This window comes from Pseudomonas kilonensis (genome assembly GCF_001269885.1).
Taxonomy (GTDB): domain Bacteria; phylum Pseudomonadota; class Gammaproteobacteria; order Pseudomonadales; family Pseudomonadaceae; genus Aquipseudomonas; species Aquipseudomonas kilonensis.
Window position 1 is genome coordinate 430,017 of the sequence record NZ_LHVH01000035.1, and the last position, 26,354, is coordinate 456,370.

The 26,354-nt window shown below is 62.0% G+C and carries 25 protein-coding genes; 11 read left to right on the forward strand and 14 right to left on the reverse strand.

All coding sequences use genetic code 11. From position 1 onward, the window contains the following. Nucleotides 1-5: 5 nt before the first annotated feature. Both AD662_RS27370 and cyaY read right to left on the reverse strand, forming a co-directional pair. Nucleotides 6-224: a DUF1289 domain-containing protein gene (locus AD662_RS27370; protein WP_018605415.1), complete on the reverse strand. Its 219-nt coding sequence runs from the start codon at nt 222-224 to the stop codon at nt 6-8. Between the two features lie 4 nt (nt 225-228). Next, entirely contained in the window at nt 229-561 is a 333-nt protein-coding gene (gene cyaY / locus AD662_RS27375) for an iron donor protein CyaY (protein ID WP_018605417.1), read from the reverse strand. Nucleotides 562-746: 185 nt separating this feature from the next. Here cyaY and lptM point away from each other — a divergent pair, with 185 nt between their 5' ends. From lptM to AD662_RS27405, 6 genes are read left to right on the forward strand one after another with little or no spacing between them, the layout of a single operon-like run. Continuing rightward, nucleotides 747-926 carry an LPS translocon maturation chaperone LptM gene (gene lptM, locus AD662_RS27380; protein WP_018605419.1) on the forward strand — a complete coding sequence of 60 codons (180 nt, stop codon included), beginning with the start codon at nt 747-749 and terminating at the stop codon, nt 924-926. Nucleotides 927-935: 9 nt separating this feature from the next. Beyond that, nucleotides 936-2,183 carry a diaminopimelate decarboxylase gene (lysA, locus tag AD662_RS27385; RefSeq protein ID WP_018605421.1) on the forward strand — a complete coding sequence of 416 codons (1,248 nt, stop codon included), beginning with the start codon at nt 936-938 and terminating at the stop codon, nt 2,181-2,183. Nucleotides 2,184-2,187: 4 nt separating this feature from the next. After that, nucleotides 2,188-3,018, forward strand: coding sequence for a diaminopimelate epimerase (gene dapF / locus AD662_RS27390; protein WP_053182966.1), 831 nt, complete (start codon nt 2,188-2,190; stop codon nt 3,016-3,018). A 13-nt stretch (nt 3,019-3,031) separates the two neighbouring features. Further along, nucleotides 3,032-3,757 (forward strand): DUF484 family protein, encoded by a 726-nt coding sequence (locus AD662_RS27395; RefSeq protein WP_018605426.1) that lies wholly within the window; start codon nt 3,032-3,034, stop codon nt 3,755-3,757. Beyond that, nucleotides 3,757-4,656 carry a tyrosine recombinase XerC gene (xerC, locus tag AD662_RS27400; protein WP_053182969.1) on the forward strand — a complete coding sequence of 300 codons (900 nt, stop codon included), beginning with the start codon at nt 3,757-3,759 and terminating at the stop codon, nt 4,654-4,656. Before AD662_RS27395 ends, xerC begins: the two co-directional genes overlap by 1 nt. Continuing rightward, nucleotides 4,653-5,357 (forward strand): HAD family hydrolase, encoded by a 705-nt coding sequence (locus AD662_RS27405; protein ID WP_053182972.1) that lies wholly within the window; start codon nt 4,653-4,655, stop codon nt 5,355-5,357. Before xerC ends, AD662_RS27405 begins: the two co-directional genes overlap by 4 nt. A gap of 191 nt (nt 5,358-5,548) precedes the next feature. On the opposite strand, the gene sutA is transcribed toward AD662_RS27405, so the two are convergent. From sutA to glnK, 4 genes are all read right to left on the reverse strand, one after another. Further along, a complete protein-coding gene (gene sutA, locus AD662_RS27410; protein WP_014340827.1) occupies nt 5,549-5,872 on the reverse strand; it encodes a transcriptional regulator SutA in 324 nt (107 codons plus the stop codon). Nucleotides 5,873-5,974: 102 nt separating this feature from the next. After that, entirely contained in the window at nt 5,975-6,400 is a 426-nt protein-coding gene (locus tag AD662_RS27415; protein ID WP_053190071.1) for a secondary thiamine-phosphate synthase enzyme YjbQ, read from the reverse strand. Nucleotides 6,401-6,612: 212 nt separating this feature from the next. Next, a complete protein-coding gene (locus tag AD662_RS27420) occupies nt 6,613-7,947 on the reverse strand; it encodes an ammonium transporter (RefSeq protein ID WP_053190072.1) in 1,335 nt (444 codons plus the stop codon). Nucleotides 7,948-7,980: 33 nt separating this feature from the next. Then, nucleotides 7,981-8,319, reverse strand: a complete 339-nt coding sequence (gene glnK, locus AD662_RS27425) for a P-II family nitrogen regulator (protein WP_002555808.1) — start codon at nt 8,317-8,319, stop codon at nt 7,981-7,983. 415 nt (nt 8,320-8,734) lie between these two features. On the opposite strand from glnK, the gene AD662_RS27430 reads away from it, so the two are divergent. Beyond that, on the forward strand, nt 8,735-8,995 hold the full coding sequence (locus AD662_RS27430; protein ID WP_018605561.1) for an accessory factor UbiK family protein: 261 nt from the start codon (nt 8,735-8,737) through the stop codon (nt 8,993-8,995). An 18-nt stretch (nt 8,996-9,013) separates the two neighbouring features. Here AD662_RS27430 and AD662_RS27435 read toward each other — a convergent pair whose 3' ends face one another. Continuing rightward, the gene (locus AD662_RS27435) at nt 9,014-10,285 is read right to left on the reverse strand and encodes a sensor histidine kinase (protein WP_053190073.1); all 1,272 of its coding nucleotides are present in this window, start codon (nt 10,283-10,285) and stop codon (nt 9,014-9,016) included. A 266-nt stretch (nt 10,286-10,551) separates the two neighbouring features. On the opposite strand from AD662_RS27435, the gene AD662_RS27440 reads away from it, so the two are divergent. Beyond that, nucleotides 10,552-12,045: a YifB family Mg chelatase-like AAA ATPase gene (locus tag AD662_RS27440; RefSeq protein WP_053190074.1), complete on the forward strand. Its 1,494-nt coding sequence runs from the start codon at nt 10,552-10,554 to the stop codon at nt 12,043-12,045. Nucleotides 12,046-12,051: 6 nt separating this feature from the next. Here the strand turns inward: AD662_RS27440 and AD662_RS27445 are convergent, their stop codons facing one another. The 3 genes from AD662_RS27445 to AD662_RS27455 form a co-directional block, all read right to left on the reverse strand. Further along, nucleotides 12,052-13,266, reverse strand: a complete 1,215-nt coding sequence (locus AD662_RS27445; protein ID WP_053190075.1) for an aldose 1-epimerase family protein — start codon at nt 13,264-13,266, stop codon at nt 12,052-12,054. Between the two features lie 370 nt (nt 13,267-13,636). Then, nucleotides 13,637-15,613, reverse strand: coding sequence for a methyl-accepting chemotaxis protein (locus AD662_RS27450; protein WP_053190076.1), 1,977 nt, complete (start codon nt 15,611-15,613; stop codon nt 13,637-13,639). Between the two features lie 185 nt (nt 15,614-15,798). Further along, the gene (locus AD662_RS27455) at nt 15,799-16,719 is read right to left on the reverse strand and encodes a LysR substrate-binding domain-containing protein (protein WP_053190077.1); all 921 of its coding nucleotides are present in this window, start codon (nt 16,717-16,719) and stop codon (nt 15,799-15,801) included. A 158-nt stretch (nt 16,720-16,877) separates the two neighbouring features. Here AD662_RS27455 and AD662_RS27460 point away from each other — a divergent pair, with 158 nt between their 5' ends. Continuing rightward, the gene (locus AD662_RS27460; protein WP_053190091.1) at nt 16,878-18,272 is read left to right on the forward strand and encodes a NorM family multidrug efflux MATE transporter; all 1,395 of its coding nucleotides are present in this window, start codon (nt 16,878-16,880) and stop codon (nt 18,270-18,272) included. A gap of 108 nt (nt 18,273-18,380) precedes the next feature. Here the strand turns inward: AD662_RS27460 and AD662_RS27465 are convergent, their stop codons facing one another. Then, nucleotides 18,381-20,051 (reverse strand): putative bifunctional diguanylate cyclase/phosphodiesterase, encoded by a 1,671-nt coding sequence (locus AD662_RS27465; RefSeq protein ID WP_018602594.1) that lies wholly within the window; start codon nt 20,049-20,051, stop codon nt 18,381-18,383. Nucleotides 20,052-20,324: 273 nt separating this feature from the next. Here AD662_RS27465 and rep point away from each other — a divergent pair, with 273 nt between their 5' ends. Beyond that, nucleotides 20,325-22,334 carry a DNA helicase Rep gene (rep, locus tag AD662_RS27470; protein WP_014340843.1) on the forward strand — a complete coding sequence of 670 codons (2,010 nt, stop codon included), beginning with the start codon at nt 20,325-20,327 and terminating at the stop codon, nt 22,332-22,334. 55 nt (nt 22,335-22,389) lie between these two features. Continuing rightward, the gene (locus AD662_RS27475) at nt 22,390-22,962 is read left to right on the forward strand and encodes a xanthine phosphoribosyltransferase (protein ID WP_018602593.1); all 573 of its coding nucleotides are present in this window, start codon (nt 22,390-22,392) and stop codon (nt 22,960-22,962) included. 135 nt (nt 22,963-23,097) lie between these two features. Here the strand turns inward: AD662_RS27475 and AD662_RS27480 are convergent, their stop codons facing one another. From AD662_RS27480 to AD662_RS27490, 3 genes are all read right to left on the reverse strand, one after another. Then, nucleotides 23,098-25,020 (reverse strand): acetyl-CoA hydrolase/transferase C-terminal domain-containing protein, encoded by a 1,923-nt coding sequence (locus AD662_RS27480; RefSeq protein ID WP_053190078.1) that lies wholly within the window; start codon nt 25,018-25,020, stop codon nt 23,098-23,100. Nucleotides 25,021-25,156: 136 nt separating this feature from the next. Further along, nucleotides 25,157-25,567 carry a c-type cytochrome gene (locus tag AD662_RS27485; protein WP_018602590.1) on the reverse strand — a complete coding sequence of 137 codons (411 nt, stop codon included), beginning with the start codon at nt 25,565-25,567 and terminating at the stop codon, nt 25,157-25,159. Between the two features lie 182 nt (nt 25,568-25,749). Continuing rightward, nucleotides 25,750-26,298 (reverse strand): cupin domain-containing protein, encoded by a 549-nt coding sequence (locus tag AD662_RS27490; RefSeq protein WP_003206841.1) that lies wholly within the window; start codon nt 26,296-26,298, stop codon nt 25,750-25,752. Nucleotides 26,299-26,354 lie beyond the last annotated feature (56 nt).

The following is a 26,354-nucleotide window of genomic DNA, read 5'->3' on the forward strand; positions in this document are numbered from 1 at the left end:
GGCGATCACACCAGAGATTTGCGTTTAGCCGCCTCGGCGCAGATGACCCGCCGACGTTCGTCGTCGGCCGAGCGCCATTCGCGGATATCTTCCACGTGGCGCAAGCAACCGAGGCAGACCTTCTGTTCATCCAGCTTGCACACGCCGGTACACGGCGACGGCACGGCCGGGCTGACGTTGCTGTAGAGCGGCTTGGGAGGCCGTATCGGGGCTGTCTGGCTCACGCCGTCACAGGCCTTCGAAATCGAGTTCCGCGCCAGCCTGCTGCTTGACGATGCGCTCGAGCATCTCGCCCAACTGCTCTTCGCTCTTGTCGCACATCCAGCGTTCGCTTTCTTCGTCGTAGTCGAAATGAAAGCCACCGGAGACCGCCGCCAGCCACAATTGCCGCAACGGTTCCTGGCGACTGAAAATCAACTGGCTGCCGTTTTCGAACTTGACGGTGAGAACACCGGCGGAGATTTCCAGGTCAATGTCCAGGCCACTGTCATCGAACACATCCTCCAGCGTTTGCTGGGTCGCATCGACCAGGTCGTGGAAACGGGCTTCAGTCAAACTCATTGCGGCAACCTCGAAAATGTCTGCTCATGCTCAAGCGCCGCAAGATACGGACGCTTCCCGGCGATTGCAAAGGATATACCCACTGACGACCACCAGCGCCGCCGGACGGGCGCCCCGTTGCATAGGCAAGCTGACGGGTGGCCGGTATACTCCGGCGCAATTAAAGCATTTTCAAGGATTTCGCCATGAAGCGCCTGATCTCTTCCCTTGCTGCGCTCGTCGCGGTTGCCTGCCTCGTGACAGCCTGTGGTCAAAAAGGTCCGCTGTACCTGCCTGATGACAGCAAGTCTCCCGAAGAACAAGCAGAACAGGCCAAGTCGTCGCAATCCAAGTCGCACTCGCACGACACCCACACCACTTACTAAGGGAACGCCATGGACGCTTTTAACTACCGTGGCGGGGAGCTGTTCGCGGAAGGGGTTGCCCTGTCCGCGATCGCCGAACGTTTCGGCACGCCGACCTATGTCTACTCCCGCGCTCACATCGAAGCCCAGTACCGCACGTTCGCCGATGCCCTCGAGGGCATGCCGCACCTGGTGTGTTTCGCTGTAAAAGCCAACTCCAACCTGGGTGTACTCAATGTCCTGGCGCGCCTGGGCGCCGGTTTCGACATCGTCTCCGGTGGCGAGCTCGAACGTGTGCTGGCCGCTGGCGGCAGCGCCGACAAGATCGTGTTCTCCGGCGTCGGCAAGACCCGTGAAGACATGCGTCGCGCCCTGGAAGTTGGCGTGCACTGCTTCAACATCGAGTCCACCGACGAGCTGGAGCGCCTGCAAATCGTCGCCGCCGAGCTGGGCGTCCGCGCGCCGGTCTCCCTGCGCGTGAACCCGGACGTCGACGCTGGCACCCACCCGTACATTTCCACCGGTCTCAAGGAAAACAAGTTCGGCATCGCCATTGCCGACGCCGAAGACGTGTACGTGCGCGCCGCCCAACTGCCGAACCTGGAAGTGCTGGGCGTCGATTGCCACATCGGCTCGCAACTGACCACCCTGGAGCCTTTCATCGATGCCCTCGACCGCCTGCTGGCGCTGGTCGACCGCCTCGGCGACTGCGGCATCTACCTGCGTCATATCGATTTGGGCGGCGGTGTCGGCGTGCGCTACCGCGACGAAGAGCCGCCGCTGGTGGCCGACTACATCAAGGCCGTGCGTGAGCGCCTCGACGGGCGTGACCTGGCGCTGATGTTCGAACCGGGCCGCTACATCGTCGCCAACGCCGGCGTGCTGCTGACCCAGGTCGAGTACCTCAAGCACACCGAGCACAAGGATTTCGCCATCGTCGACGCGGCGATGAACGACCTGATCCGCCCGGCGCTGTACCAGGCGTGGATGGACGTCACCGCCGTGCGCCCTCGCGACACCGCGGCACGCAGCTACGACATCGTCGGCCCGATCTGCGAAACCGGTGACTTCCTGGCCAAGGGTCGGGAGCTGGCGCTGGAAGAAGGCGATCTGCTGGCCGTGCATTCGGCCGGTGCCTACGGGTTTGTCATGAGTTCCAACTACAACACCCGCGGCCGCTGCGCCGAGGTGCTGGTGGACGGTGATCAGGCATTTGAAGTGCGTCGCCGCGAGACGGTAGCCGAGTTGTTTGCCGGCGAAAGCCTGCTGCCGGAGTAAGACCATGCTGCTGCGTTTTACCAAGATGCACGGCCTGGGCAATGACTTCATGGTCCTCGACCTGGTCAGCCAGCACGCGCACATCCTGCCCAAGCACGCCAAGCAATGGGGGGACCGGCACACCGGTATCGGTTTCGACCAATTGTTGATCGTCGAGGCACCCAATAACCCGGACGTGGATTTCCGCTATCGGATCTTCAACGCCGACGGTTCGGAAGTGGAGCAATGCGGCAACGGCGCGCGCTGCTTCGCCCGCTTCGTGCTGGACAAGCGCCTGACCGCCAAGCGGCAGATCCGCGTCGAGACCAAGAGCGGCATCATCGAACTGGATGTGCGCAGCGACGGCCAGATCGGCGTCAACATGGGCGCTCCGCGCCTGGTACCGGCGGACATTCCCTTCCAGGCACCTGCCCAGGCCTTGAGCTATCAGGTGGATGTCGACGACACCACGGTGGAACTGGCAGCGGTCTCCATGGGCAACCCCCATGCCGTGCTGCGCGTGACAGATATCAACAGTGCCCCGGTGCATGAGCTGGGGCCGAAAATCGAGCATCATCCGCGCTTCCCCGCGCGAGTGAACGTCGGTTTCCTGCAAGTCATCGACCGCCACCGCGCACAATTGCGCGTCTGGGAACGCGGCGCCGGGGAAACCCAGGCCTGCGGTACCGGCGCCTGTGCGGCCGCAGTCGCTGCGATCAGCCAGGGGTGGATGGATTCGCCGTTGTTGATCGACCTGCCCGGCGGGCGCCTGTCCATCGAATGGGCAGGCCCTGGCCAACCGGTGATGATGACCGGCCCGGCAGTGCGCGTATACGAAGGACAAATTCGTCTTTGAGTGAGCCAAACCCATGACCGACCAGCCACAGGTTCCAGCCCCACAGCCCGACGAATCCCCCAGCCTTCCAGAAACCGCAGCTGTGGCGGCTTACCTGGAGGCTCATCCGGACTTCTTCGTCGAGCATGAAGAACTGCTTGCGACGATGCGCATCCCCCACCGGCGCGGCGATACCGTGTCGCTGGTTGAGCACCAGATGAAAATCCTGCGCGAGCGCAACATCGAAATGCGTCATCGTCTTTCGCACCTGATGGACGTGGCCCGGGACAACGACCGACTCTTCGACAAGACCCGTCGGCTGATCCTGGCGCTGATGGACGCCAACACCCTCGAAGACCTGGTCATGAGCGTCGAAGACAGCCTGCGCCAGGATTTCCAGGTGCCCTTTGTCAGCCTGATCCTGTTCGGTGACAACGCCATGCCGGTGGGCCGCTGGGTGACCCACGCCGAAGCGCAGACGGCCATTGGCGGCCTGCTCACGGAAGACAAAAGCGTCAGCGGCAGCCTGCGCGAACATGAGCTGGACTTCCTGTTTGGCGAAGAACAACGCAAGCAGATCGGCTCCACCGCCGTCGTCGCCATCGCCCACCAGGGCGTGCATGGCGTGCTGGCCATCGCCAGCCGCGATCCGCAGCACTACAAGAGTTCGGTGGGTACGCTGTTTTTGAGCTACATCGCCGAAGTCACTGGTCGGGTGCTGCCAAGGGTCGCCGGTTCGCTGCGCTCGGTACGCGGATGATGGAACGACAACTGGACGCCTACTGCGAACACCTGCGCAGTGAGCGCCAGGTGTCGCCCCACACGTTGTTGGCCTATCGCCGCGACCTGGAAAAAGTGCTGGGCTGGTGCCAGAAGCAGAACATCGGCAGCTGGTCGGCCCTGGACATCCAACGCTTGCGCAGCCTGATCGCCCGCCTGCATCAACAGGGGCAATCCTCCCGCAGCCTGGCGCGCCTGCTGTCGGCGGTACGCGGCCTGTATCACTACCTCAATCGCGAAGGCCTGTGCGATCACGACCCGGCCACCGGCCTGGCGCCGCCCAAGGGCGAACGCCGATTGCCGAAGACTCTCGACACCGATCGCGCCCTGCAATTGCTTGAAGGTGCCGTCGAGGATGACTTCCTGGCACGGCGCGACCAGGCGATTCTCGAGCTGTTCTATTCTTCCGGCCTGCGGCTTTCAGAGCTGACGGGGCTTAACCTGGATCAACTGGACCTGGCCGATGGCATGGTCCAGGTGCTCGGCAAGGGCAGCAAGACACGCCTGTTGCCCGTTGGCCGCAAGGCCCGTGAAGCCCTGGAGCAATGGCTGGCGCTGCGGGCGCTGACCAACCCTGCCGACGACGCGGTCTTCGTCAGCCAACAGGGGCGACGTCTCGGCCCGCGGGCGATTCAGTTGCGGGTCAAAGCTGCCGGCGAACGGGAGCTGGGACAGAACCTGCACCCGCACATGCTCCGGCACTCCTTCGCCAGCCATCTGCTGGAGTCCTCCCAGGACCTGCGCGCCGTTCAAGAGCTGCTGGGGCACTCGGACATCAAGACCACACAGATCTACACCCACCTGGATTTCCAGCACCTGGCAACGGTCTATGACAGTGCCCACCCCAGGGCCAAACGCATCAAGGGCGACGAATCATGACCATCGAGCTGATCACTTTCGACCTGGACGACACCCTGTGGGACACCGCCCCGGTGATCGCCAGCGCCGAAGCCATACTCCGCCAATGGCTCACCGACAACGCACCAAACCTGGGCGGCGTGCCGGTGGAGCATCTTTTTTCGATTCGCGAGCAGGTGTTGCGCGAAGAGCCCGGCCTGAAGCATCGCATCAGTGCGTTGCGCCGGCGGGTGCTGTTCCGTGCCTTGCAGGAAGCCGGCTACGATCAGTGGCAAGCGTCTGAGCTGGCGGACCAAGCCTTCGAGACGTTCCTGCACGCCCGCCATCAACTCGAAGTCTTTCCCGAGGTGCAGCCCACCCTGGAGATCCTGGCCAACCATTTCGCCCTCGGTGTGGTCACCAATGGCAACGCCGACGTGCGGCGCCTGGGGTTGGCGGACTATTTCAAGTTCGCCTTGTGCGCCGAAGACATCGGCATCGCCAAGCCTGACGCCCGGCTGTTCCACGAAGCCCTGCAACGCGGCGGCGCCACGGCGCAAACCGCCGTGCACATTGGCGATCACCCGGGCGACGACATCGCCGGCGCCCAACAGGCCGGCCTGCGCGCCGTATGGTTCAACCCGGCAGGCAAACCCTGGAATGCCGACCACGCGCCGGATGCAGAAATCCGCAGCCTCACCGAACTGCCGGGGTTATTGGCAGGGTGGCATCGCCAGCACTGAACCCCCGCCCTGTAGCCCTACAACCTCTGTGGGAGCGGGCTTGCCCGCGAAGGCGGCGGCACCCCAACATCAATGCCACAGACCCACCGCTATCGCGAGCAAGCTCGCTCCCACAGGTCCGAGACTTTATCTGGCTCATGAAAAAGCCCGCAGCGACGGCGGGCTTTTTCAGCAAGCAATGAAGCCGATACTCAGATAGGGCGGCTGCCGTACTTGTTGTCAGGCTTCTTGGGCGGATCAGCGACCACGTTGGCCTCCACTTCCTGCACCTTACCGCCCCTGGCCAGGAACTCCTCCATGGCCTTGGCGAGCGCATCACGCTCCTTGTTCTTGGCCTCTACACTCGGCAACTCGTCAACCGACACGGCTGCCTTGGCCTTGCCTTTGGCGGTAGGTGCCGGAACATCGGCCCCATCGTCGTCGGCAACGTCTTCCGCTGCCGCTTCAAGGCCTTCTTCGGTCTCGTCTTCGTCGCCTACTTCGAGGTCGTCGTTTTCCAGATCATCGTCGCTCATGTTCTACCTCATGACTTGCGAAAAGCAGATTAGTTATAGCCCAGCTTCGCCATCTGTTCGAAGGCTGCCAGAAAAAATTCAATATCCGCCGGCAATCAGCGGTTATGCCCCTTCACCGTACAAGGTGACGAGGACTTTACGAGCACCACCGTGATCGCGGTGCTCGCCCAGATAAACACCTTGCCAGGTACCCAATGCCAGCCGTCCTGCCGTGACCGGCAGGCTGACCTGGCAACCGAGCACACTGGCCTTGAAGTGCGCCGGGAGGTCGTCCAAGCCTTCGTCGTTGTGCTCATAGTCGGCGGTTCCTTGTGGGATCAGCCGATTGAAAAATCGTTCGAAGTCTCGACGTACCGCCGGATCGGCGTTCTCGTTGATGCTCAACGAAGCCGAGGTATGCTGCAGCCACAGATGCAACAGACCGACACGACACGCCTGGAGTTCAGGCAGGCCGGCAAGCAACTCGTCCGTCACCAGATGAAAGCCCCGGGGCCTTGCCTGCAGGGTTATCAGCGTCTGTTGCCACATACAGATCTCCACACGTTCGGCGCGCATTCTAGCGCGCTCAGGGAAAAAACAAAGGGCCTAATATTCTTGCTTCGGTGTAAGCCTTTGGCGGTATAAAACCCCATGTCGCATCCACAACAAAAGGCGTCGGAAAAACCACTGCACCTTGTGAGCAATGACAAATTCCAGGCAAAAAAATGCCCGGCGAACCGGGCATTTTTTATTGCGCGTGCTTACAGGTTGTAACCACGCTCGTTGTGCTGGGCCAGGTCCAGGCCCACGGCTTCTTCTTCCTCGGTGACACGCAGACCCATGACGGCGTCCAGAACCTTGAGGATGATGAAGGTGACGATCGCGGTGTAGACCACCGTGAACGCCACGCCTTTGAACTGAATCCACACTTGCGCGCCGATATCGGTCACGGTGCCGAAGCCACCCAGTGCCGGAGCTGCGAACACACCGGTCAGGATCGCGCCGAGGATACCGCCGATGCCGTGTACGCCGAAGGCATCCAGGGAGTCGTCATAACCGAGTTTGCGCTTGAGGGTGGTGGCGCAGAAGAAGCACACCACGCCCGCCGCCAGGCCGATGACCAGGGCGCCCATCGGGCCCACGGTGCCGGCAGCCGGGGTGATTGCAACCAGACCGGCGACCACACCCGAGGCAATGCCCAGTGCGCTTGGCTTGCCGTGGGTGATCCACTCGGCAAACATCCAGCCCAGCGCCGCCGCGGCGGTCGCGATCTGGGTCACCAGCATCGCCATGCCGGCGGTGCCGTTGGCGGCGACAGCGGAACCGGCGTTGAAGCCGAACCAGCCGACCCACAGCATGGCCGCGCCCATCAGGGTGTAACCCAGGTTATGCGGCGCCATTGGCGTGGTCGGGAAGCCTTTGCGCTTGCCCAATACCAGGCACGCCACCAGGCCCGCGATACCGGCGTTGATGTGCACCACGGTGCCGCCGGCGAAGTCCAGCACGCCCCAGTCCCACAGCAGGCCACCGTTGCCGGACCAGACCATATGGGCAATCGGTGCATACACCAGGGTGAACCACACGCCCATGAAGATCAGCATGGCGGAGAACTTCATCCGCTCGGCAAATGCGCCGACGATCAGGGCCGGGGTGATGATGGCGAAGGTCATCTGGAAGGTGATGAACACCGCTTCAGGGAACAGCGCCGCCGGGCCGGTCAGGCTGGCTGGCGTGACGCCCGCCAAGAAGGCTTTGCCGAAACCGCCGATGAAGGAATTGAAGTTGACGACGCCCTGCTCCATGCCGGTGGTGTCGAACGCAATGCTGTAGCCATAGATGACCCACAGGACGCTGATCAGACCGGTAATGGCAAAGCACTGCATCATCACGGAAAGAAGGTTTTTCGACCGAACCATGCCGCCGTAGAACAGCGCCAGGCCAGGAATGGTCATGAACAGTACAAGAATCGTTGCCGTGAGCATCCAGGCGGTGTCGCCGGAGTTCAGGACTGGGGCTGCCGCTTCTTCTGCCATGGCCAGGCCAGGCATTGCGAAGGACAACAGGGCTCCTAGCCCTGCGAATTTACGCAGAGTCATATTGTTTTCTCCTGGGGCGTTGGGTTTGGCGGCTTAGATGGCGTCGGTATCGGTTTCGCCGGTACGGATGCGAATAGCCTGTTCCAGATTGACCACAAAGATCTTCCCGTCACCGATCTTGCCGGTGTTGGCAGCCTTGGTGATTGCCTCGATCACCCGATCAAGATCCTTGTCGTCAATGGCGACATCGATCTTCACCTTGGGCAGGAAATCGACCACGTACTCCGCGCCACGATACAGCTCGGTGTGACCTTTCTGCCGACCGAAGCCTTTGACCTCAGTAACGGTAATGCCCTGCACGCCGATCTCGGACAACGACTCGCGCACGTCGTCCAACTTGAACGGCTTGATGATGGCAGTGACTAGCTTCATGAAACTTTCTCCCGAATTGGTGGACTTGCCCCAGGAAAACAAACCCGACTCAAGTCTAAGCGCAGTGCCTGGCTTTGTAACGCGTCGTCGGCCCAAGTTGCCCGACAGGTGCCAGTTAACCGATCCTGGCGAAACTCCCCGTTCCGCCTGCTGCACTGCATTCGTCACAGCGACTGCATCAGTGCATGGGTCATCAGCCTCTAAGCAGAAACCTTGCCATCTGCACCCAAACCCTCTGATTTCAGTCTCTTGGCCACCTGCTCGACGCGCACTGCGCCATGAACCGCAGCGATACGCACAACAACAGTGCAGCGACGCCCGGCCTCATGCGCGAAAAGCGTGCATCCCTTGCTTGCGAATTGACTATAGACACTGCGTGATACACTGCCCGCCATTGTTTCCAGGACACCTGCACATGCTTGCGCCCAAAGACCTCCTCGACGCCCTGAGCGGCCACGCCTCCCGTATCTTGAGCGGTGACACGCCGCTGCCCAAAAGCGAAATCGAAAGCCAGTTCAAAGCCCTGCTGCAAAGCGGCTTCAGCAAGCTGGACCTGGTAAGCCGGGAAGAATTCGACAGTCAGATGGTCGTGCTGGCCCGGACCCGGGCGCGGCTTGAAAGCCTGGAGGCCAAGGTTGCCGAGCTGGAAGCGCGACTGGCTCCGGCCCAGCAATAAGCAACCCCTGCGGGCCACTCAACCACTCGCAGCGTGTTGAGACGGGGCCAGTGCCAGCGGCAGCTCCAGGATAAACACCGCGCCCCTGCCCGGCCCGGCGCTCTGCACGGTCAGATCGCCGCCCATCTCGTGCGCAGCCAGGATGCAGCTGTGCAGGCCAAAGCCGTGACCGTCGACACGCGTGGTGAAGCCGTGCTCGAACACCCGCGCAAGATTGTCCTGCGAAATCCCCTCGCCATTGTCCTCGATCTCGACCCGCACGCGCTCATCGTCAATGGTCTTCAGGCGCAGGATGATCTGCGGCGGCCGGTTCGTACCCGCGTCCAGCGCCTGCTTGGCGTTGTTGATCAGATTGACCAGGATCTGCAGCACTCGGTGCTTGTCCAGCGGCATTTGCGGGATATCACTGAATTCCTTGATCAGCGTGATGTGGTGGCGGGCCAGGGACACATCACAAATGCGCACGACATCCTCGACCAGCTCTCGCAACGAGCCCGGCTCCAGCACGCTGGCGTTGCCGGCGTAGGATTGCTGGGTGGCGACGATTTCCTTGATGTGGTCGATTCGGCGGGTCAACTGCGCCAACTCGGCGATCATGCCCTGCTGCTCGACGGCCAGCGCGTCGGCCAGCTTGTCGAGATAGTCGGGTAGCGCGCGCCCTTTCGGATCGCTGCTGATGAAGTCACCAAGATCATCGGGATGCTCCTTCATCAACTGAGCGACCTTGGCCACCCCTGGCCCCTTGGACGTATGCACCTTCTCGTAGAGGACCTGGGCTGACACATTCACGCTATTGAGCACATTGCCCACGTTGTGCAGCACATTGGTGGCGATCTCCGCCATGCCGGCCCGGCGCGCGGTGGTGACCAGTTCGGCCTGTGCCTCGCGCAACTCGTCGTTGACCTTGGCCAATTGCTGCGGACTGGGGATCTTCAGGGCCGCCGGCACCAGCCGGACCAGCAGGATGGCGGTAATCACCGAGGCAATCGCGGTGATCACCTTGACCAGCGCCATCAGCCAGTAATAGGGCTGCCAGATGGTCAGGATCTCCATCACATGGCTGGTCCCGCAGGCCAGGATAAACACGCCAAAGGCCGCGAGCATCCAGTCAAACGGCACGTCCTTGCGCTTGTGGATAAAGTACAGGAGGGTGAAGGGGATGGTGACGTAGGACAGGGCGATCAAGCCATCGGCGATCACATTGGTCCACAGCAGATCCGGACGCCACATGTAGCAATGCCCGTGGGGCATGAAGCGCTTGTCGGTTAACAGCGCCAGCAGATCGTTCATGGCCACTTCCTCGTTGTGCCGTTGATACCGCCAAGTGCCGACTGGGCAAATCGCAGTCTAGCAGAGGGTCCTTCCCGGGCATTTTGCGTGGCCAGGTGAGGCGGTGGTATCGGCTACCGCATCCCGCTTGCCGCCCCTTGGCTGTCACTTGCCCTCGAAACATCCTGCCAAATTTTCCCCCATCAATTTCCGCGCCCAAGTTCGTCCCCACGACTAACCTTCCAGAGCCGCAGGACGCGGCGCCCTATTCACTCAAGGAATGATTCATGTCGCTTGCCATCGTCCACAGCCGCGCCCAAGTAGGTGTCGAGGCTCCTGCTGTTACCGTTGAAGTCCACCTGGCCAATGGCTTGCCGTCGCTGACGATGGTTGGCCTGCCGGAGGCGGCGGTGAAGGAAAGCAAGGATCGGGTGCGCAGCGCGATCATCAATTCGGGGCTGAACTTCCCGGCACGACGCATCACCCTGAACCTGGCGCCGGCAGACCTGCCAAAGGACGGCGGACGCTTCGACCTGGCCATCGCCCTGGGGATCCTGTCGGCCAGCGTGCAGGTGCCAACGCTGACGCTGGACGACGTGGAATGCCTTGGTGAACTGGCCTTGTCCGGCGCGGTACGACCGGTGCGCGGGGTATTGCCCGCGGCGCTGGCGGCGCGCAAGGCCGGGCGCATGCTGGTGGTGCCGCGGGCCAATGCCGAGGAGGCCTGCCTGGCCTCGGGGCTGAAGGTGATCGCCGTGGACCATCTGCTCGAAGCGGTGGCGCATTTCAACGGCCACACGCCGGTAGAGCCGTTCGTTTCCAATGGACTGCTCTCGGCCAGCAAGCCCTACCCCGACCTGAATGAAGTACAAGGCCAGGCCGGGGCCAAGCGGGCCTTGCTGATTGCCGCCGCGGGGGCTCATAACCTGCTGTTCAGTGGGCCACCGGGCACCGGCAAGACCCTGCTGGCGAGCCGTTTGCCAGGGCTGTTGCCACCGTTGGCCGAAAGCGAAGCCCTGGAGGTCGCGGCCATCCAGTCGGTGGCCAGTTGCATACCGTTGAGCCACTGGCCGCAACGCCCGTTTCGCCAACCACACCACTCGGCTTCCGGCCCGGCGCTGGTGGGTGGCGGGTCAAAGCCGCAGCCAGGGGAGATCACCCTCGCCCACCATGGCGTGCTGTTTCTGGATGAGCTGCCGGAATTTGACCGCAGGGTACTGGAGGTCTTGAGAGAGCCGCTGGAGTCTGGACACATCGTGGTGTCTCGCGCCCGTGACCGAGTACGCTTCCCGGCGCGTTTCCAGTTGGTGGCGGCAATGAATCCTTGCCCCTGTGGATATCTTGGCGAGCCCAGCGGACGCTGCTGCTGTACACCGGACATGGTGCAGCGCTACCGCAACAAACTCTCCGGACCGCTGCTGGACCGCATCGACCTGCACCTGACCGTCGCCCGGGAAGCCACGGCGTTGAACCCCAAGCGCGAATCCGGAGACGATACCGCCACGGTCGCCGAGCAGGTGGCCGAGGCCCGGGAGCGTCAGCACAAGCGCCAGGGCTGCGCCAACGCCTTCCTCGATCTGCCGGGGTTGCGTCAGCATTGCAAGTTATCCACAACCGATGAAACCTGGCTGGAAACCGCCTGCGAACGGCTGACCCTGTCGTTGCGTGCCGCCCACCGCTTGCTCAAGGTCGCCCGGACGCTGGCGGACCTGGAGCAAGCGGGGTGTATCCGCCGCGAGCATCTGGCCGAAGCATTGCAGTATCGGCCGACTAACCCCTGAACCGCCTTATGGTTTGCTCAGGTCCACCAACGGTGTTTCCCGGACTTCGGTTTTCTGACCGTTCTGGATGGCGTCGATGCGCTTGAGCGCCTTATCCACTGCGCCCTTGTCCGCCAACAGGCTGTAGTGGATCTGGAACTGCTTGTGCTCTTTCGGCGCGATGGTAGGAACCAGACCCAGGGGGCGCTGATACCGGCGGTTATAGGAAAAACTGGTGCCTGGCTCCAGCCCGGTCACGTAGCCCTGGCCCTGGGTATCGGTGTTTTTCCACAGGGAGAACACCGGAAGCGTGCTGGTGTTGAAGCCCACAGACACACCGAGGCTACCGGCCTTGTTGTGCAGCACGGTGAGTGTGTCGCCCTTGGCGTCAGCGTATGGCACGACGTTGTAGACGGTTTCGTCGTAATCCTTGGTCGGGCCCCGGTAGGTTTGCCAATCGGACAAATCGCCCTTGGCCTTGTCGTTGAACGGCGAAACCTGCTTGACCGGTGCCACGAAACGGGCGCCCTGCTCCAGGAACGGCGTACTGAAGTTGCTGTGGTAGAGCGCTTGGTATTCCTTCGGATAATCGCCGTTGTTGGTCAGCGTATCGCTGAGCGCGAACGTCACGCTGCCGGGTTCGGTGACCAGTTCGGTCTGCACCGAGAAATCGACCTTCTTGAACGCCTGCTCCTTCAACTCGCCCCGCAGGGTGATGGCGTAGGGCGGCTTTTCGTCGATGTGCAAGGTGACTTTGTTGGCAGGAATATTGGCGGCGCGACCATGCAGGGTCAGCAGCTCACCGTTGTCCATGCCGGGATGGCCGACCCACTCGTAGCCGCAACGGGTGACCAGCTCATTGAAACCTTCGAGCCAGCCCAACCCACCTCGGCCGTTGAGTTCGATGAACGCCGGATTGACCACTTCCTTGACGGGCGAATCCCAACCCATGCGCACCTTCCCGACCGAAGCCTGCAGCACGTTCATGCCACGGGTCGGGACGACCGAAAGTTTCAGGGTGCCATTGTCGATGTCGACGATGCTGACGCCTTCCTGCCGGCCGCCGTGCAGGGTGCGCATCGTCACGGAAAAGGGCTTGTCGGTTTTCACCCCGAGTTGCTGGCTGGTGATTTGCCAGGGTTGGGCGGCTTTATCCGTATCCAGCAGGACGTAATCCCAAGCCATCGCCTGGGAGGCAGCGCCCAAGGCGCCAAGGGTAACGAGGAGTTTGAGCGGAGTCATGGTCACGACCTTTTATTGGAGTTGTGCGGTTTTTATAGACTTGAAGAAACGTTTCAGCAAGCTTAAAAACAGCAATATCCTTAAAAAGGGAGATTCACAAGAATGGGGCTTTTGTGGGAGCGGGCTTGCTCGCGAAAGCGGTGGGTCAGTGAGCAGAGATGTGGCTGGAGAGCCGCCTTCGCGAGCAAGCCCGCCCCCACACTGATTCCGGGCGGACGCCAGGAGCGGGATCACCGCAAATTCCCTTGTGGGAGCGAGCTCGCTCGCGATAGCGGTGGGTCAGATTGAGATGATGTTGGCTGGGCAGCCGTCATCGCGAGCAAGCTCGCTCCCACAGGGGTATGGGTGAACTTGCTCGTGACGGGACGCTTCAGCGGAACCGATCAACCTCTTGGCGCAGGTCCTGGGCCAGTTTTTCCAGTTCCTTGGCGGTGAGTGCCAGGTTCGAGACCACTTGGCGCTGTTCGCTGTTGGCCATGGCAATGCTTTGCAGGTTGCTGCTGAGCAGGGTCGCGGTGCTGCTTTGTTCCTGGGTGGCGGTGGTGATCGCCGCAAATTGCTGGCCGGCCGAGCGGCTTTGCTCATCGATGCGGGCCAAGGCCGTGGCTACGTTGGCGTTGCGCGACAGGCCTTCCTGCATCAACACATTGCCCTGCTCCATCGTGCTGATGGCATTGCCGGTTTCCTGCTGGATGCTGTTGATCATGCTGGAGATTTCGTCCGTGGCCTGGCGAGTGCGGGAAGCCAGGCTGCGGACTTCATCGGCCACCACGGCGAAACCACGGCCCTGCTCGCCTGCGCGGGCAGCTTCGATGGCGGCGTTCAAGGCCAGCAGGTTGGTCTGCTCGGCGATCGAGGTGATCACACCCACGATGCCACCGATTTCCTGGGAACGCTGGCCCAGGGTGTTGATGACCGTGGCCGTGCTGTTCAGCGCACCGGCAATTTGCTCCAGGGACGACGACGCTTCGTCCATCGAGGTCCGGCCAATGCGGGTTTGCTGGGCGTTTTCCTGGGCCAGGCGCTCGGTGTTGCCCATGTTGTCGGCAATGTTCAATGAGGTCGCACTGAACTCTTCCACCGCGCCGGCCATGCTGGTGATTTCGCCGGATTGCTGCTCCATGCCTTCATACGCCCCGCTGGACAACCCGGACAGCGCCTGGGCGCGGCTGTTGACCTCCTGGGAGGCCTTGCGGATGTGCTCGACCATGGTCGACAAGGCCTGGCTCATCTGGTTGAAGGCACGGGCCAACTGACCGATTTCATCATGGCTCGACACGTTCAGGCGCACGCTCAGGTCGCCGGCGCCCAAGGCTTCGGCCTGGCGTACCAGGTCCCCAAGCGGAGCCAATTTGCTACGCAACAACCACATTGCCGAGCCGACCGCCAACAACATCGCCAGCAGGCTGCCAATGGCCAATTGCGTACCGACGCTCCAGGTCACGGCGCGAATCTCGGTTTTCGGCATGCTCGCCACCACGGCCCATGGCCCGCCTTCGAACGGTACGGCGACGCTGTAGAACGCTTCCGCGGTGTCGTCCCAGAACGCACCCTTGCCCGGTTTTTTGATCAAGCCCGTGATGGCCGCAGTAGCGTTGTCCAGCGCCTGTACGCCCGCCGGCGGCACCAGCCATTTGTTTTGTTCATCCAACAATGCCAGCGAACCGGTCTGGCCGATGCGGAAACGCTTGAGGTTCTCGAACTGCGCGTTCTGCGCATCGGTGTAGTCGAAGCCTACATACAACACGGCAATGATCTTGCCGCCGCTGTCGCGTACAGGCGTGTACTGCGACATGTAGAAGCGTCCAAAAAGCAAGGCTCGACCGATGTAGCTCTGCCCGCTGATCACCGGACCGTAGGCTGGACCGGCGCGGTCGAGCACGGTACCAATGGCCCGCGTGCCGTCCTGTTTACTGACGGAGGTACTGACGCGGATGAAATCGTCGCCGCTGCGCACGAATACCGTGGCAACCCCGGCGGTCATCGCCTTGAAGTCATCCACTTCCTTGAAGTTGTTATTCAACACTTCGCTGCCCAGGTTCAAGCCTGGGGTCTGTACGCCCGCCACCGTCACCGGCTGGTCTGGATGCACGGTCAGGCCCGCGCTGAAGCGCTTTTCGAACAGACCGGCCAATCGCTGCGTGCTCTCGCGCAAGGTGCCGTGGAACGTATTGAGCTGATCGGCCATCAGACGCGCTTCGCTGGCCAGGTGTTCTTCACGGGTGGCGAGGTTGGCAGCGTCCAGCGAACGCAGGGCGAAGACGGTACTGCCGGAGATCACGATCGCCAATATCACAGCGAGGGCAAGGCCTAGCTGTGAGGCGATCCGGGCACGGGGTTGAGACATGACGGCTCCTGGCCGAGAGACCGGATCATCCTGATCACGCTCGCACGCTCGGCATTTTTCGAGTGAGGTGTAAGTTGGTCCTTTCTGCACGAAGGTTCCATCCCCACACATTCGGCGGCAAAACCAAATACTTGAGCGGCTTGGAAGGATTAATGCCAATTGGCTATCACAGCAACTGCAACGTTTTAGCCCAAACGCTGCACGTCGGGCAATTGCATGGCCTTCACCTCACCCTGGAGGAAGTCGCTGAGTCGGCGCAAACGTTCACCTCCCGGTCGGGTTTTCGGCCAGACCAGGTAATAGTGTTCACCGCTGGCGACAGCCGTCGGCCAGGGTAGGCTCAGGCGCCCCTGAGCGACGTCCTCGGCCACCATCAGCAGGTCGCCCATGGAAACCCCATAGCCGCGTGCCGCTGCGATCATGCCCAGCTCCAGGGTATCGAACACTTGGCCCCCCTTGAGCGAGACCTTGTCAGACAGGCCCATGCGTTGCAGCCAATTGCGCCAGTCCCGGCGATCCGGCGTGGGGTGCAGCAATTCAGCGCTGGCCAACCGCGCCACATCCCAAGGCTGGTCGTTCAGCAGGTTCGGCGCGCCCACCGGGATCAATTCCTCGGGAAACAGCAAACTGGCCTCCCAGTCCGCCGGAAAATGCCCGTTGCCCAACAATACGGCGCAATCGAAGGGCTCGACGTTGAAGTCCACCGAGTCGATGTCCATCCAGGCACTGGTCAGTTGCACCTCGTTGCCGGGCTGCAAATGCCGAAAGCGACTCAGGCGCGCCAACAGCCAGCGCATGGTCAGCGTGGAAGGCGCTTTCATGCGCAGGATGCCATCCTCGCCATGCAAGGTATGGCAGGCGCGCTCCAGCGCCATGAAGCCCTCACGTACGCCCGGCAACAACAACCGCGCCGCCTCGGTCAATTGCAGGTTACGGCCGCTGCGCAGGAACAGCCGGCAGGCAAAGTGATCTTCCAGCGTGCGAATGTGCCGGCTGACGGCGCTCTGGGTGATCGACAGCTCTTCAGCGGCCCGGGTGAACGAGCTGTAGCGCGCCGCGGCTTCGAATGCCCGCAGCGCATAAAGAGGAGGAAGACGACGAGGCATCGCAGAAGCTCCATGGCGTTGTTCGCAAACCCTACCAGAAACCCATCCAGCATGAGTTTTAATCATGCCAGCGATCTTTTTTATCCCTTTGTGCAATCCGCCGAGAGCGCCGAGAATCGTTGCTTTACTGCCTTGTTTGAACATGGAGCGTGATGATCATGCGGCATCCAGTGCGTACCGAACTCTGGGCCATCCTGCGGCTGGCGGGGCCGTTGATTGCCTCGCAGTTGGCGCACATGCTGATGGTGCTCACCGACACCGTGATGATGGCACGCCTGAGCCCAGAAGCCCTGGCCGGCGGTGGGCTTGGGGCGGCCACCTATTCGTTCGTATCGATCTTCTGCATCGGCGTGATCGCCGCGGTAGGCACCCTGGTCGCGATCCGCCAGGGCGCAGGCGATGTCGAAGGCGCCACCCGGCTGACCCAAGCCGGACTGTGGCTGGCCTGGTTGATGGCGCTGATGGCCGGGTTGCTGTTGTGGAACCTCAAGCCGGTGCTGCTGATGTTCGGCCAGACCGAAACCAACGTGCTGTCCGCCGGACAGTTCCTGCTGGCGCTGCCATTCGCCCTGCCCGGCTACTTGAGCTTCATGGCCCTGCGCGGCTTCACCAGTGCCATCGGCCGGGCCACACCGGTCATGGTGATCAGCCTCGGCGGGACGGTGGCCAACTTCCTGCTCAACTACGCGCTCATCACCGGCATGTTCGGCCTGCCAAAACTCGGCTTGATGGGGATCGGCCTGGTCACGGCCATCGTCGCCAACTGCATGGCCCTGACGCTGGCCTGGCATATCCATCGGCACCCGGCCTACCGTGCCTATCCGCTGCTCGACGGCCTGTCGCGGCCCAATCGCCAGTACCTCAAGGAGCTGTGGCGCCTGGGCCTGCCGATTGGCGGCACTTACGCGGTGGAGGTCGGGCTGTTTGCGTTCGCTGCGCTGTGCATGGGCACCATGGGCAGCACGCCGTTGGCAGCCCACCAGATCGCGCTGCAGATCGTCTCGGTGGCGTTCATGGTGCCGGCGGGAATGTCCTACGCCATCACCATGCGCATCGGCCATCACTATGGCGCCGGGCAGTTGCTGATGGCGCGCCTGGCGGGTCGGGTCGGGATTGGCTTTGGCGCGGCCGCCATGCTGGCGTTCGCCATGGTGTTCTGGTTGCTGCCCCATCCATTGGTCGGCTTGTTCCTGGACCACGACGACCCGGCGTTTCGCGATGTGATCAACCTGGCCGTGAGCCTGCTGGCGGTGGCGGCGTGGTTCGAGCTGTTCGATGGCACGCAAACCATCGCCATGGGCTGCATTCGCGGGCTCAAGGACGCCAAGACCACTTTCCTGGTCGGTCTGGGTTGCTATTGGCTGATCGGCGCGCCAGCGGCGTGGTGGATGGCGTTCCACCTGAACTGGGGACCGACCGGTGTCTGGTGGGGCCTGGCCCTGGGGCTGGCCTGCGCGGCCGTGAGCCTGACGGCGGCGTTTGAATGGAAGATGAAGCGGATGATTCGCAGTGAGCCTGGGCTGAGGCGTTTCGAAAGCATCCAAGCCGACTGAGATTCCCTATGTGGGAGCGGGCTTGCTCGCGAAGGCGGTGTATCAGCCAGACATATATCGACTGACCCACCGCCTTCGCGAGCAAGCCCGCTCCCACAGGGTTTTGAGTCAGCTGATTTCCAGCATCGACTGCTGATCACCCTCGAAGGTCAAGTACTCAACCAACTCCGGCAACGGCAACGGCTTGCTGATCAGGAAACCCTGCACCTGGTCACAACCGAAACCGCGTAGCAGGTCCAGTTGCTCCCGGGTTTCCACACCTTCGGCCACCACTTCCAGGTTGAGGTTGTGCGCCAGGTTGATCATTGCGTGCACCAGTTTGCGGTTCTCTTCGCGCTGCTCCATGCCGCCGACGAAGCTCTTGTCGATCTTGAGCAGGGCGATGGGCAGGCTGTTGAGGTGCACGAACGAGGAGAATCCGGTACCGAAGTCGTCCAGGGAGAAGCGCACTCCCAGGCGGCCCAGGGCATCCATGGTCTGCTTGACCAGCTCGCTACGGCGCATGACGGCGGTTTCGGTGAGTTCGAACTCCAGCCATTGGGCCTCGACACCCCGCTCGGCGATCAACCGGCTCAGGGTCGGCAGCAACTGGCTGTCCTGGAACTGCCGGAACGACAGGTTGACCGCCATGTGCAACGGCGCCAGCCCCCGCTCGCGCAGGGCCTGCATGTCCCGCAGCGCGCGGGAAATCACCCAGTAGCCCAACGGCACGATCAGGCCGCTCTGTTCGGCCAGCGGCACGAACTCACTGGGTGGCAGCAAGCCACGTTCGCCGTGACGCCAGCGCACCAGGGCTTCGAGACCGACGATGTGGCCGCCATCGAGGTTCAGCCGTGGCTGGTAATGCAGTTCCAACTCGTCACGGCGCAGTGCCCGGCGCAGCTCGCTTTCCAGGTCGGCGAGGCTGCGGGCATTGCGATTGATGCGCTCGTTGAAGATATGAAAGGTGCAGCCCTGGGTGCTCTTGGCCTGCTGCATGGCGATATGGGCGTGCCACATCAGTGGATCGGCGCCGGCCTGGGCGCGGGCGTGGGCAACGCCCAGGCTGCAGCCGATCAGCAGGCTTTCACCGTCCACCCAGTAGGGCTCGGCCAAAGCTTCGGTAATACGCTCGGCCATCCACTCGGCCCGCTGTGGTGCGCGGCGGGTGTCGATCAACAGGGCGAATTCATCACTGCCCAATCGCGCCAATTGATCGCCGGCCTCGAGCGAGCTCTTGAGCCGCGACACCACTTGCAGGATCAAGCGGTCACCGGCCTGGTGGCCGAGGGCGTCGTTGGCGTGACGAAAGTTGTCCAGGTCCAGGTGACCGAGCGCCAGGCCACGGCCGTCGTTTTCCGCCAGGCGCGCCGCCAGCAGCGTCTGGAAACCCTGGCGATTGGCAATGCCCGTCAACGGGTCCTGTTCGGCGAGGCGCTGCAAGGTGTTTTCCAGCACGCCGCGTTCGCGCACATGGCGCAGGCAACGACGCAGGGTCGCGCTGTCGAGCACGTCGCGCACCAGCCAGTCGCTGACGCCGTCGGGGGCAGCCGCCGGCTCGTGTTCGAGCAACAGGATGGTCGGCAGGCTGCAACGACCCGGCGCCGGTTGCAACGTCGCAACGGTCAGCAACACCGCGTTGCGATTGTCTTCGAACAGGCTGCTGACGGACTCCCAGCTCGGCGCGCTGATCAACACGACCGAGGGCCCCAAGGGCACCAGGCACTCGCGCAAAATTGCTGACCACGCAGGCTCTTCGGCCAATAACAGCAAACGCAAGGGTTCGACAGGCGTTGACAAGCTGACTCCCTAGACTCTGCAAGGTGGTAGGCGCCGGGCATTATGACCTGCCCATGGGCAATGACCAATGCCAATGGTTCTCAAACACGCGGTTTAGGTGGTTTTTTTCCACTCCAAATCCTGCGCGGGACGCGATTGGCCCCACATCCTGCGTGAAAGTAACAAAAGCGGCAAATGACAATGCGCTGTGCGTCACAAGTCGGAGAGAGCAGCACAATTCTCAGAGCCTGTTAAAATGCCGGCCCATTTCGCAAACGACTCCCTGACTCTGTCATGTCCCGACTCAATCCCCGGCAGCAAGAAGCCGTGAACTATGTCGGCGGCCCTCTTTTGGTGCTCGCCGGTGCAGGCTCCGGCAAGACCAGCGTAATCACCCGCAAGATCGCGCACCTGGTCCAGAATTGTGGCATCCGCGCCCAGTACATCGTCGCCATGACCTTCACCAACAAAGCCGCCCGGGAAATGAAGGAACGGGTCGGCGGCCTGCTGCGCGCCGGCGAAGGCCGCGGCCTGACGGTCTGCACCTTCCACAACCTGGGCTTGAACATCATCCGCAAGGAACACGCGCGGCTGGGCTACAAACCGGGCTTCTCGATTTTCGACGAGACCGACGTCAAGGCCCTGATGACCGACATCATGCAAAAGGAGTACTCGGGCGACGACGGCGTGGATGAGATCAAGAACATGATCGGCGCCTGGAAAAACGACCTGATCCTGCCGCCCGAGGCCCTGGAAAACGCCCGCAACCCCAAGGAGCAGACTGCCGCCATCGTCTACACCCACTACCAGCGCACGCTCAAGGCGTTCAACGCGGTGGACTTCGACGACCTGATCCTGTTGCCGGTCAAGCTGTTCCAGGACCACGCCGACATTCTCGAGAAATGGCAGAACAAGGTCCGCTACCTGCTCGTGGACGAATACCAGGACACCAACGCCAGCCAGTATTTGCTGGTGAAGCTGCTGATCGGTACGCGCAACCAGTTCACCGTGGTAGGCGACGACGATCAGTCGATCTATGCCTGGCGCGGCGCGCGGCCGGAAAACCTGATGTTGCTCAAGGAAGACTACCCGTCGCTCAAAGTGGTGATGCTGGAGCAGAACTACCGCTCCACCAGCCGCATCCTGCGCTGTGCCAACGTGTTGATTTCCAACAACCCCCACGAGTTCGAAAAGCAACTGTGGAGCGAGATGGGCCACGGCGACGAGATCCGCGTGATCCGTTGCCGCAACGAAGACGCCGAAGCCGAGCGCGTGGCCATGGAAATCCTCAGCCTGCACCTGCGCACCGACCGGCCGTACAGCGATTTTGCGATCCTGTACCGCGGCAACTACCAGGCCAAGCTGATCGAGCTGAAACTGCAGCATCACCAGATCCCTTATCGCCTGTCGGGGGGCAACAGCTTTTTCGGACGCCAGGAAGTGAAGGACCTGATGGCCTACTTCCGTCTGATCGTGAACCCGGACGACGACAACGCCTTCCTGCGGGTAATCAATGTGCCGCGCCGGGAAATCGGTTCCACCACCCTGGAAAAGCTCGGCAACTACGCCACCGAACGCAAGATCTCGATGTATGCCGCCACCGACGAAATCGGCCTGGGCGAGCATCTGGATAGCCGCTTCACCGACCGCCTGGCGCGCTTCAAGCGCTTCATGGACAAGGTTCGCGAACAGTGCGCCGGGGAAGATCCGATTTCGGCGCTGCGCAGCATGGTGATGGACATCGACTACGAGAACTGGCTGCGCACCAACAGCTCCAGCGACAAGGCTGCCGACTACCGCATGAGCAACGTCTGGTTCCTGATCGAGGCGTTGAAGAACACCCTGGAAAAAGACGAAGACGGCGACATGACGGTCGAGGACGCCATCGGCAAACTCGTGCTGCGCGACATGCTCGAGCGCCAGCAGGAAGAGGAAGACGGCGCCGAAGGTGTGCAGATGATGACGCTGCACGCCTCCAAGGGCCTGGAATTCCCCTACGTGTTCATCATGGGCATGGAAGAAGAAATCCTGCCGCACCGCTCCAGCATCGAGGCCGACACCATCGAGGAAGAACGGCGCCTGGCGTACGTCGGGATTACCCGGGCCCGTCAGACGCTGGCCTTCACCTTCGCCGCCAAGCGCAAGCAATACGGCGAAGTGATCGACTGTGCCCCCAGCCGCTTTCTCGATGAACTGCCGCCGGACGACCTGGCCTGGGAAGGCAACGACGACACGCCGACGGAAGTCAAAGTCGTTCGCGGCAACAGCGCCCTGGCGGATATACGCGCGATGTTAAAGCGCTAGAATCGACTACTTTTTTACCGACTTCAGGCGCTGACGCGTCACCAGAGGAGGCTTCATGGAAGCCCTGCACCAGAAAATTCGTGAACAAGGCATCGTGCTTTCCGATCAGGTCCTGAAAGTCGACGCGTTCCTGAACCATCAGATCGACCCGCAGTTGATGAAGCTGATCGGCGACGAATTTGCCGCGTTGTTCAAGGACTCGGGCATCACCAAGATCGTCACCATCGAAGCCTCAGGGATTGCCCCGGCGATCATGACCGGGCTGAACCTGGGCGTACCGGTGATCTTCGCCCGCAAGCAACAGTCCCTGACCCTGACGGAAAACCTGTTGTCGGCCACCGTGTATTCGTTCACCAAGAAAACCGAAAGCACCGTCGCCATCAGCCCGCGTCACCTGACCAGCAGCGACCGGGTGCTGATCATCGACGACTTCCTGGCCAACGGCAAAGCCTCCCAGGCGCTGATTTCCATCATCAAGCAGGCCGGCGCCACCGTGGCAGGTTTGGGGATCGTGATCGAGAAGTCGTTCCAGGGCGGCCGTGCGGAACTGGATGCCCAGGGCTATCGGGTTGAATCGTTGGCCCGGGTCAAGTCACTGGCGGGTGGGGTCGTGACCTTCATCGAATAACCCCCTCATACCCCTGTGGGAGCGGCGGTGCGGCGATCCGACTTGCTCGCGAAGGCGGTGTATCAGTTAGCATTGATGTGGCTGACACACCGCCTTCGCGAGCAAGCCCGCTCCCACAGGGGAAGGTGCACGCCTTTATGGCGCAGTCGCCTTGAGCCCCGCCAGCAACAACCGCTGAAACAACTCCTCCTTCAGCCCTTCAGGGCTGGCCAGCTGCATCCGTTCCAGATGCCCGGCAAACTCCCAGGGCTGCGGCGCATCGAGCGCGGCTTTGCCCAGCTCCAGGATCTCGGTGAGCTTGAATTTGCTCTTGAGCCAGTTCAACGCCCGCAGCAGGTCCCGCTCGACCTCATCGAAATCACACCCCAGCGGGTATTCGGGAAACAGGTTCGGATGGCGTGCCTGGATCGCCTGCAAGCGTTCCGATGTGTTGTCGGCGAAGCGCGGGTCGAGGCGGAAATCCTTCGGCAACTTGCCGGCACTTTGCGCCTGCTCGATCAACCCGGGCTGGAAGCGTGAATCGCTGATATTCAGCAACGCCTCGATCACCGCAGCGTCGGTCTTGCCTCGCAGGTCGGCGATGCCGTACTCGGTCACCACGATGTCGCGCAGGTGCCGGGGAATCGTGCAATGACCGTATTCCCAGACGATGTTCGAGCTGATCTCGCCCCCGGCCTCACGCCAACTGCGCAGCAGCAGGATCGAACGTCCGCCCTCCAGCGCATGACCCTGGGCAACGAAGTTGTACTGCCCGCCCACGCCGCTGAGCACCCGCCCGTCTGCCAACTGATCGGCCACCCCGGCCCCCATCAGGGTCATGGTGAAGACCGTGTTGATGAAACGGGCGTCGAGGCGCTGCAGGCGCTTGAGCTGTTCCTGGCCGTACAGCTCGTTGATGTAGCTGATGCGCGTCATGTCGAATTCGAGAAGACGGCTTGGCGGCAACTCGCGCAGGCGCTCATAAAAACTGCGCGGCCCGAGGAAAAATCCACCGTGGATGCAGATGCCGTCAGGTTGCGCTGCCTCGTCGAGGGTGCCGGCGTTGGCCCGTTCCTGGGTCGGAACGTCGGGGTAGACCTTGCGCCGGACAATTCCGGCCTCGGCCAGCACCAACAAACCGTTGACGAACATTTCACTGCAACCGTACAGCCCTTTGGCAAACGGCTCGACTCCACCCTCGCGCTCGATCAGTTGCGTCCACTGGCTAAGGTTCAGGTCCGCCAGCAGCGCCTGGTAACCGGCATTATCGGCCTGGCGTGCGAGCAGCGCCGCCGTCAGCGCATCGCCCATGGCGCCGATGCCGATCTGCAGCGTCCCGCCGTCGCGCACCAGGGTACTGGCGTGCAGACCGATCAGATGATCCTGGAAACCCACCGGCATGTTCGGCGTGGAAAACAACGTGTGGCTGTCCTTCTCGTCGATCAACAGGTCGAAAGCGTCGATGCCGACTTCCGCGTCGCCCGGCATGTAGGGCAAATCGTTGTGCACCTGGCCGACCAGGAGGATGGTCTCTCCGGCCGCGCGCCTCTTGGCGATCATCGGCAGCAGGTCGAGGGTGATATCCGGGTTGCAGCTCAGGCTCAGGCGATCCGGGTGCTGGGGCTCGCTCGCCACCAACTGCGCCACCAGGTTCAAGCCGGCAGCGTTGATGTCCCGGGCCGCGTGGCTGTAGTTGCTGCTGACGTAGTTCTGCTGGGCCGACGCACTGTGCAGCAGGCTGCCGGGCTGCATGAAGAACTGCTCGACCCGTATGTTGGCCGGCAGGCTGTCCTGATGCAGATCGGCCAGGTAATCCAGTTCGGGATAGTCGCCGAAGACCCGTTCGATAAAGGGTTCGAGGAAGCGCTTCTGCAAACCGTCGCCCAGGTTCGGCCGGCCCAGGCTCAGGGCCGTGTAGATGGTCAGCTGTCGCTCGGGCAGTTGTGCGATGCGCCGGTACAGCGCGTTGGCAAACAGGTTGGGTTTGCCCAACCCCAGGGGCATGCCGAGATGAATATGCGCGGGCAGACGCTCGAGCACGTCATCCACCGCCTGTTCGATTGAACACAATTGCACCATCGGACCCTCCTGGACATTCCATGAATGTGGGTTGGACCGAGCTTGCCGGGTCTTGGTTGCGATGAACAGCCCTGGAAAAACCCCAGGCACAAAAAAGCCGCTCGTAAGCGGCTTTTTTGCGCGGGATATCGGCGTATTACAGGCCGGACATCTCTTTGATGGCGCCCTTGAGGTCGTCATCCGAGCAATCGGCGCAGGTGCCTTTAGGCGGCATGGCGTTCACGCCAGTAATGGCCTTGGCCAGGATGCCATCGAGACCGCCCTGGTGGTCGGCGCGCTCTTTCCAGGCAGCCTTGTCACCGATTTTCGGTGCGCCCAGCAGGCCGGTGCCGTGGCAAGCGTTGCAGTGTTTTGCAATCACGTCTTTCGGCGTCTTGGCAGCCCCGCCGCCAGCCGAGGCCACGACTTCCATACCCTTGCATTCCTTGCCCTGGACGCAGACCTGGCCGACGGGTTCAAGGCGCTTGGCGATTTCGTCGTTGGGCGCAGCTTGAGCGCTCGCAGCCCATAGGGCCAATACGGTTGCTGGTGCAGCCAGCATTTTCATAATTAGGTTCACGCGTACACCCTCAATGGTGGCTAGTCACGCCTGCGGCCACGGTTTGCAGGCGGGCGCAAGTATAGCGGTAAGCCCGTCACACTGAAACAACCCCAAAGTCGCAAGGGTCTTGTTTGCGATGACGGTGCCTTCCCTGGGCGCCTTTGCCGTACGGGCCGGCGCCGCTTTTTCTAGAAATTGGCCGGTGTGGCTGCGCTGATCAGTCGCGCCGGCACGTCGAACGGATTACGGAAACGGTGGGGCTTGGTGCTTTCGAAATAGTAGCTGTCGCCGGCTTCGAGCACGAAGGTTTCGACACCCACCACCAGTTCCAGCCGCCCTTCCACCAGGATCCCGGTTTCCTCGCCCTCATGGGTGAGCATCTCTTCACCGGTGTCGGCGCCAGGCGGATAGATTTCGTTGAGGAAGGCGATCGCCCGGCTCGGATGTGCCCTGCCCACCAGCTTCATGGTCACGGCGCCGTCGGAGATGTCGATCAGTTCGTTGGCTTTATAGACGATCTGGGTCGGTTTCTCCTGAAGGATTTCTTCGGAGAAAAACTCGACCATGGACATGGGAATCCCGCCAAGGACCTTACGCAGCGAGCTGATCGAGGGGCTGACGCTGTTCTTCTCGATCATCGAAATAGTGCTGTTGGTGACGCCCGCGCGCTTGGCGAGTTCACGCTGGGAAAGGCCTTTGAGTTTACGAATGGATTGCAGTCGTTCACCGACGTCCAATGCTGGAGCCTCCAGGGAATCAGGTTGTGAGGAAAGTGAGCGTTATCATGGCGACA

Excerpts from the sequence above, each read along its gene's own strand:
- AD662_RS27485 (WP_018602590.1), bottom strand. The coding sequence starts at position 25,567 with ATGAAAATGCTGGCTGCACCAGCAACCGTATTGGCCCTATGGGCTGCG.
- dapF (WP_053182966.1), top strand. The coding sequence starts at position 2,188 with ATGCTGCTGCGTTTTACCAAGATGCACGGCCTGGGCAATGACTTCATG.
- cyaY (WP_018605417.1), bottom strand. The coding sequence starts at position 561 with ATGAGTTTGACTGAAGCCCGTTTCCACGACCTGGTCGATGCGACCCAG.
- AD662_RS27415 (WP_053190071.1), bottom strand. The coding sequence starts at position 6,400 with ATGTGGCAACAGACGCTGATAACCCTGCAGGCAAGGCCCCGGGGCTTT.
- glnK (WP_002555808.1), bottom strand. The coding sequence starts at position 8,319 with ATGAAGCTAGTCACTGCCATCATCAAGCCGTTCAAGTTGGACGACGTG.
- sutA (WP_014340827.1), bottom strand. The coding sequence starts at position 5,872 with ATGAGCGACGATGATCTGGAAAACGACGACCTCGAAGTAGGCGACGAA.
- AD662_RS27450 (WP_053190076.1), bottom strand. The coding sequence starts at position 15,613 with ATGTCTCAACCCCGTGCCCGGATCGCCTCACAGCTAGGCCTTGCCCTC.
- AD662_RS27420 (WP_053190072.1), bottom strand. The coding sequence starts at position 7,947 with ATGACTCTGCGTAAATTCGCAGGGCTAGGAGCCCTGTTGTCCTTCGCA.
- lysA (WP_018605421.1), top strand. The coding sequence starts at position 936 with ATGGACGCTTTTAACTACCGTGGCGGGGAGCTGTTCGCGGAAGGGGTT.
- AD662_RS27440 (WP_053190074.1), top strand. The coding sequence starts at position 10,552 with ATGTCGCTTGCCATCGTCCACAGCCGCGCCCAAGTAGGTGTCGAGGCT.
- rep (WP_014340843.1), top strand. The coding sequence starts at position 20,325 with ATGTCCCGACTCAATCCCCGGCAGCAAGAAGCCGTGAACTATGTCGGC.
- AD662_RS27395 (WP_018605426.1), top strand. The coding sequence starts at position 3,032 with ATGACCGACCAGCCACAGGTTCCAGCCCCACAGCCCGACGAATCCCCC.
- AD662_RS27445 (WP_053190075.1), bottom strand. The coding sequence starts at position 13,266 with ATGACTCCGCTCAAACTCCTCGTTACCCTTGGCGCCTTGGGCGCTGCC.
- lptM (WP_018605419.1), top strand. The coding sequence starts at position 747 with ATGAAGCGCCTGATCTCTTCCCTTGCTGCGCTCGTCGCGGTTGCCTGC.
- xerC (WP_053182969.1), top strand. The coding sequence starts at position 3,757 with ATGGAACGACAACTGGACGCCTACTGCGAACACCTGCGCAGTGAGCGC.
- AD662_RS27475 (WP_018602593.1), top strand. The coding sequence starts at position 22,390 with ATGGAAGCCCTGCACCAGAAAATTCGTGAACAAGGCATCGTGCTTTCC.
- AD662_RS27430 (WP_018605561.1), top strand. The coding sequence starts at position 8,735 with ATGCTTGCGCCCAAAGACCTCCTCGACGCCCTGAGCGGCCACGCCTCC.
- AD662_RS27455 (WP_053190077.1), bottom strand. The coding sequence starts at position 16,719 with ATGCCTCGTCGTCTTCCTCCTCTTTATGCGCTGCGGGCATTCGAAGCC.
- AD662_RS27480 (WP_053190078.1), bottom strand. The coding sequence starts at position 25,020 with ATGGTGCAATTGTGTTCAATCGAACAGGCGGTGGATGACGTGCTCGAG.
- AD662_RS27460 (WP_053190091.1), top strand. The coding sequence starts at position 16,878 with ATGCGGCATCCAGTGCGTACCGAACTCTGGGCCATCCTGCGGCTGGCG.
- AD662_RS27405 (WP_053182972.1), top strand. The coding sequence starts at position 4,653 with ATGACCATCGAGCTGATCACTTTCGACCTGGACGACACCCTGTGGGAC.
- AD662_RS27435 (WP_053190073.1), bottom strand. The coding sequence starts at position 10,285 with ATGAACGATCTGCTGGCGCTGTTAACCGACAAGCGCTTCATGCCCCAC.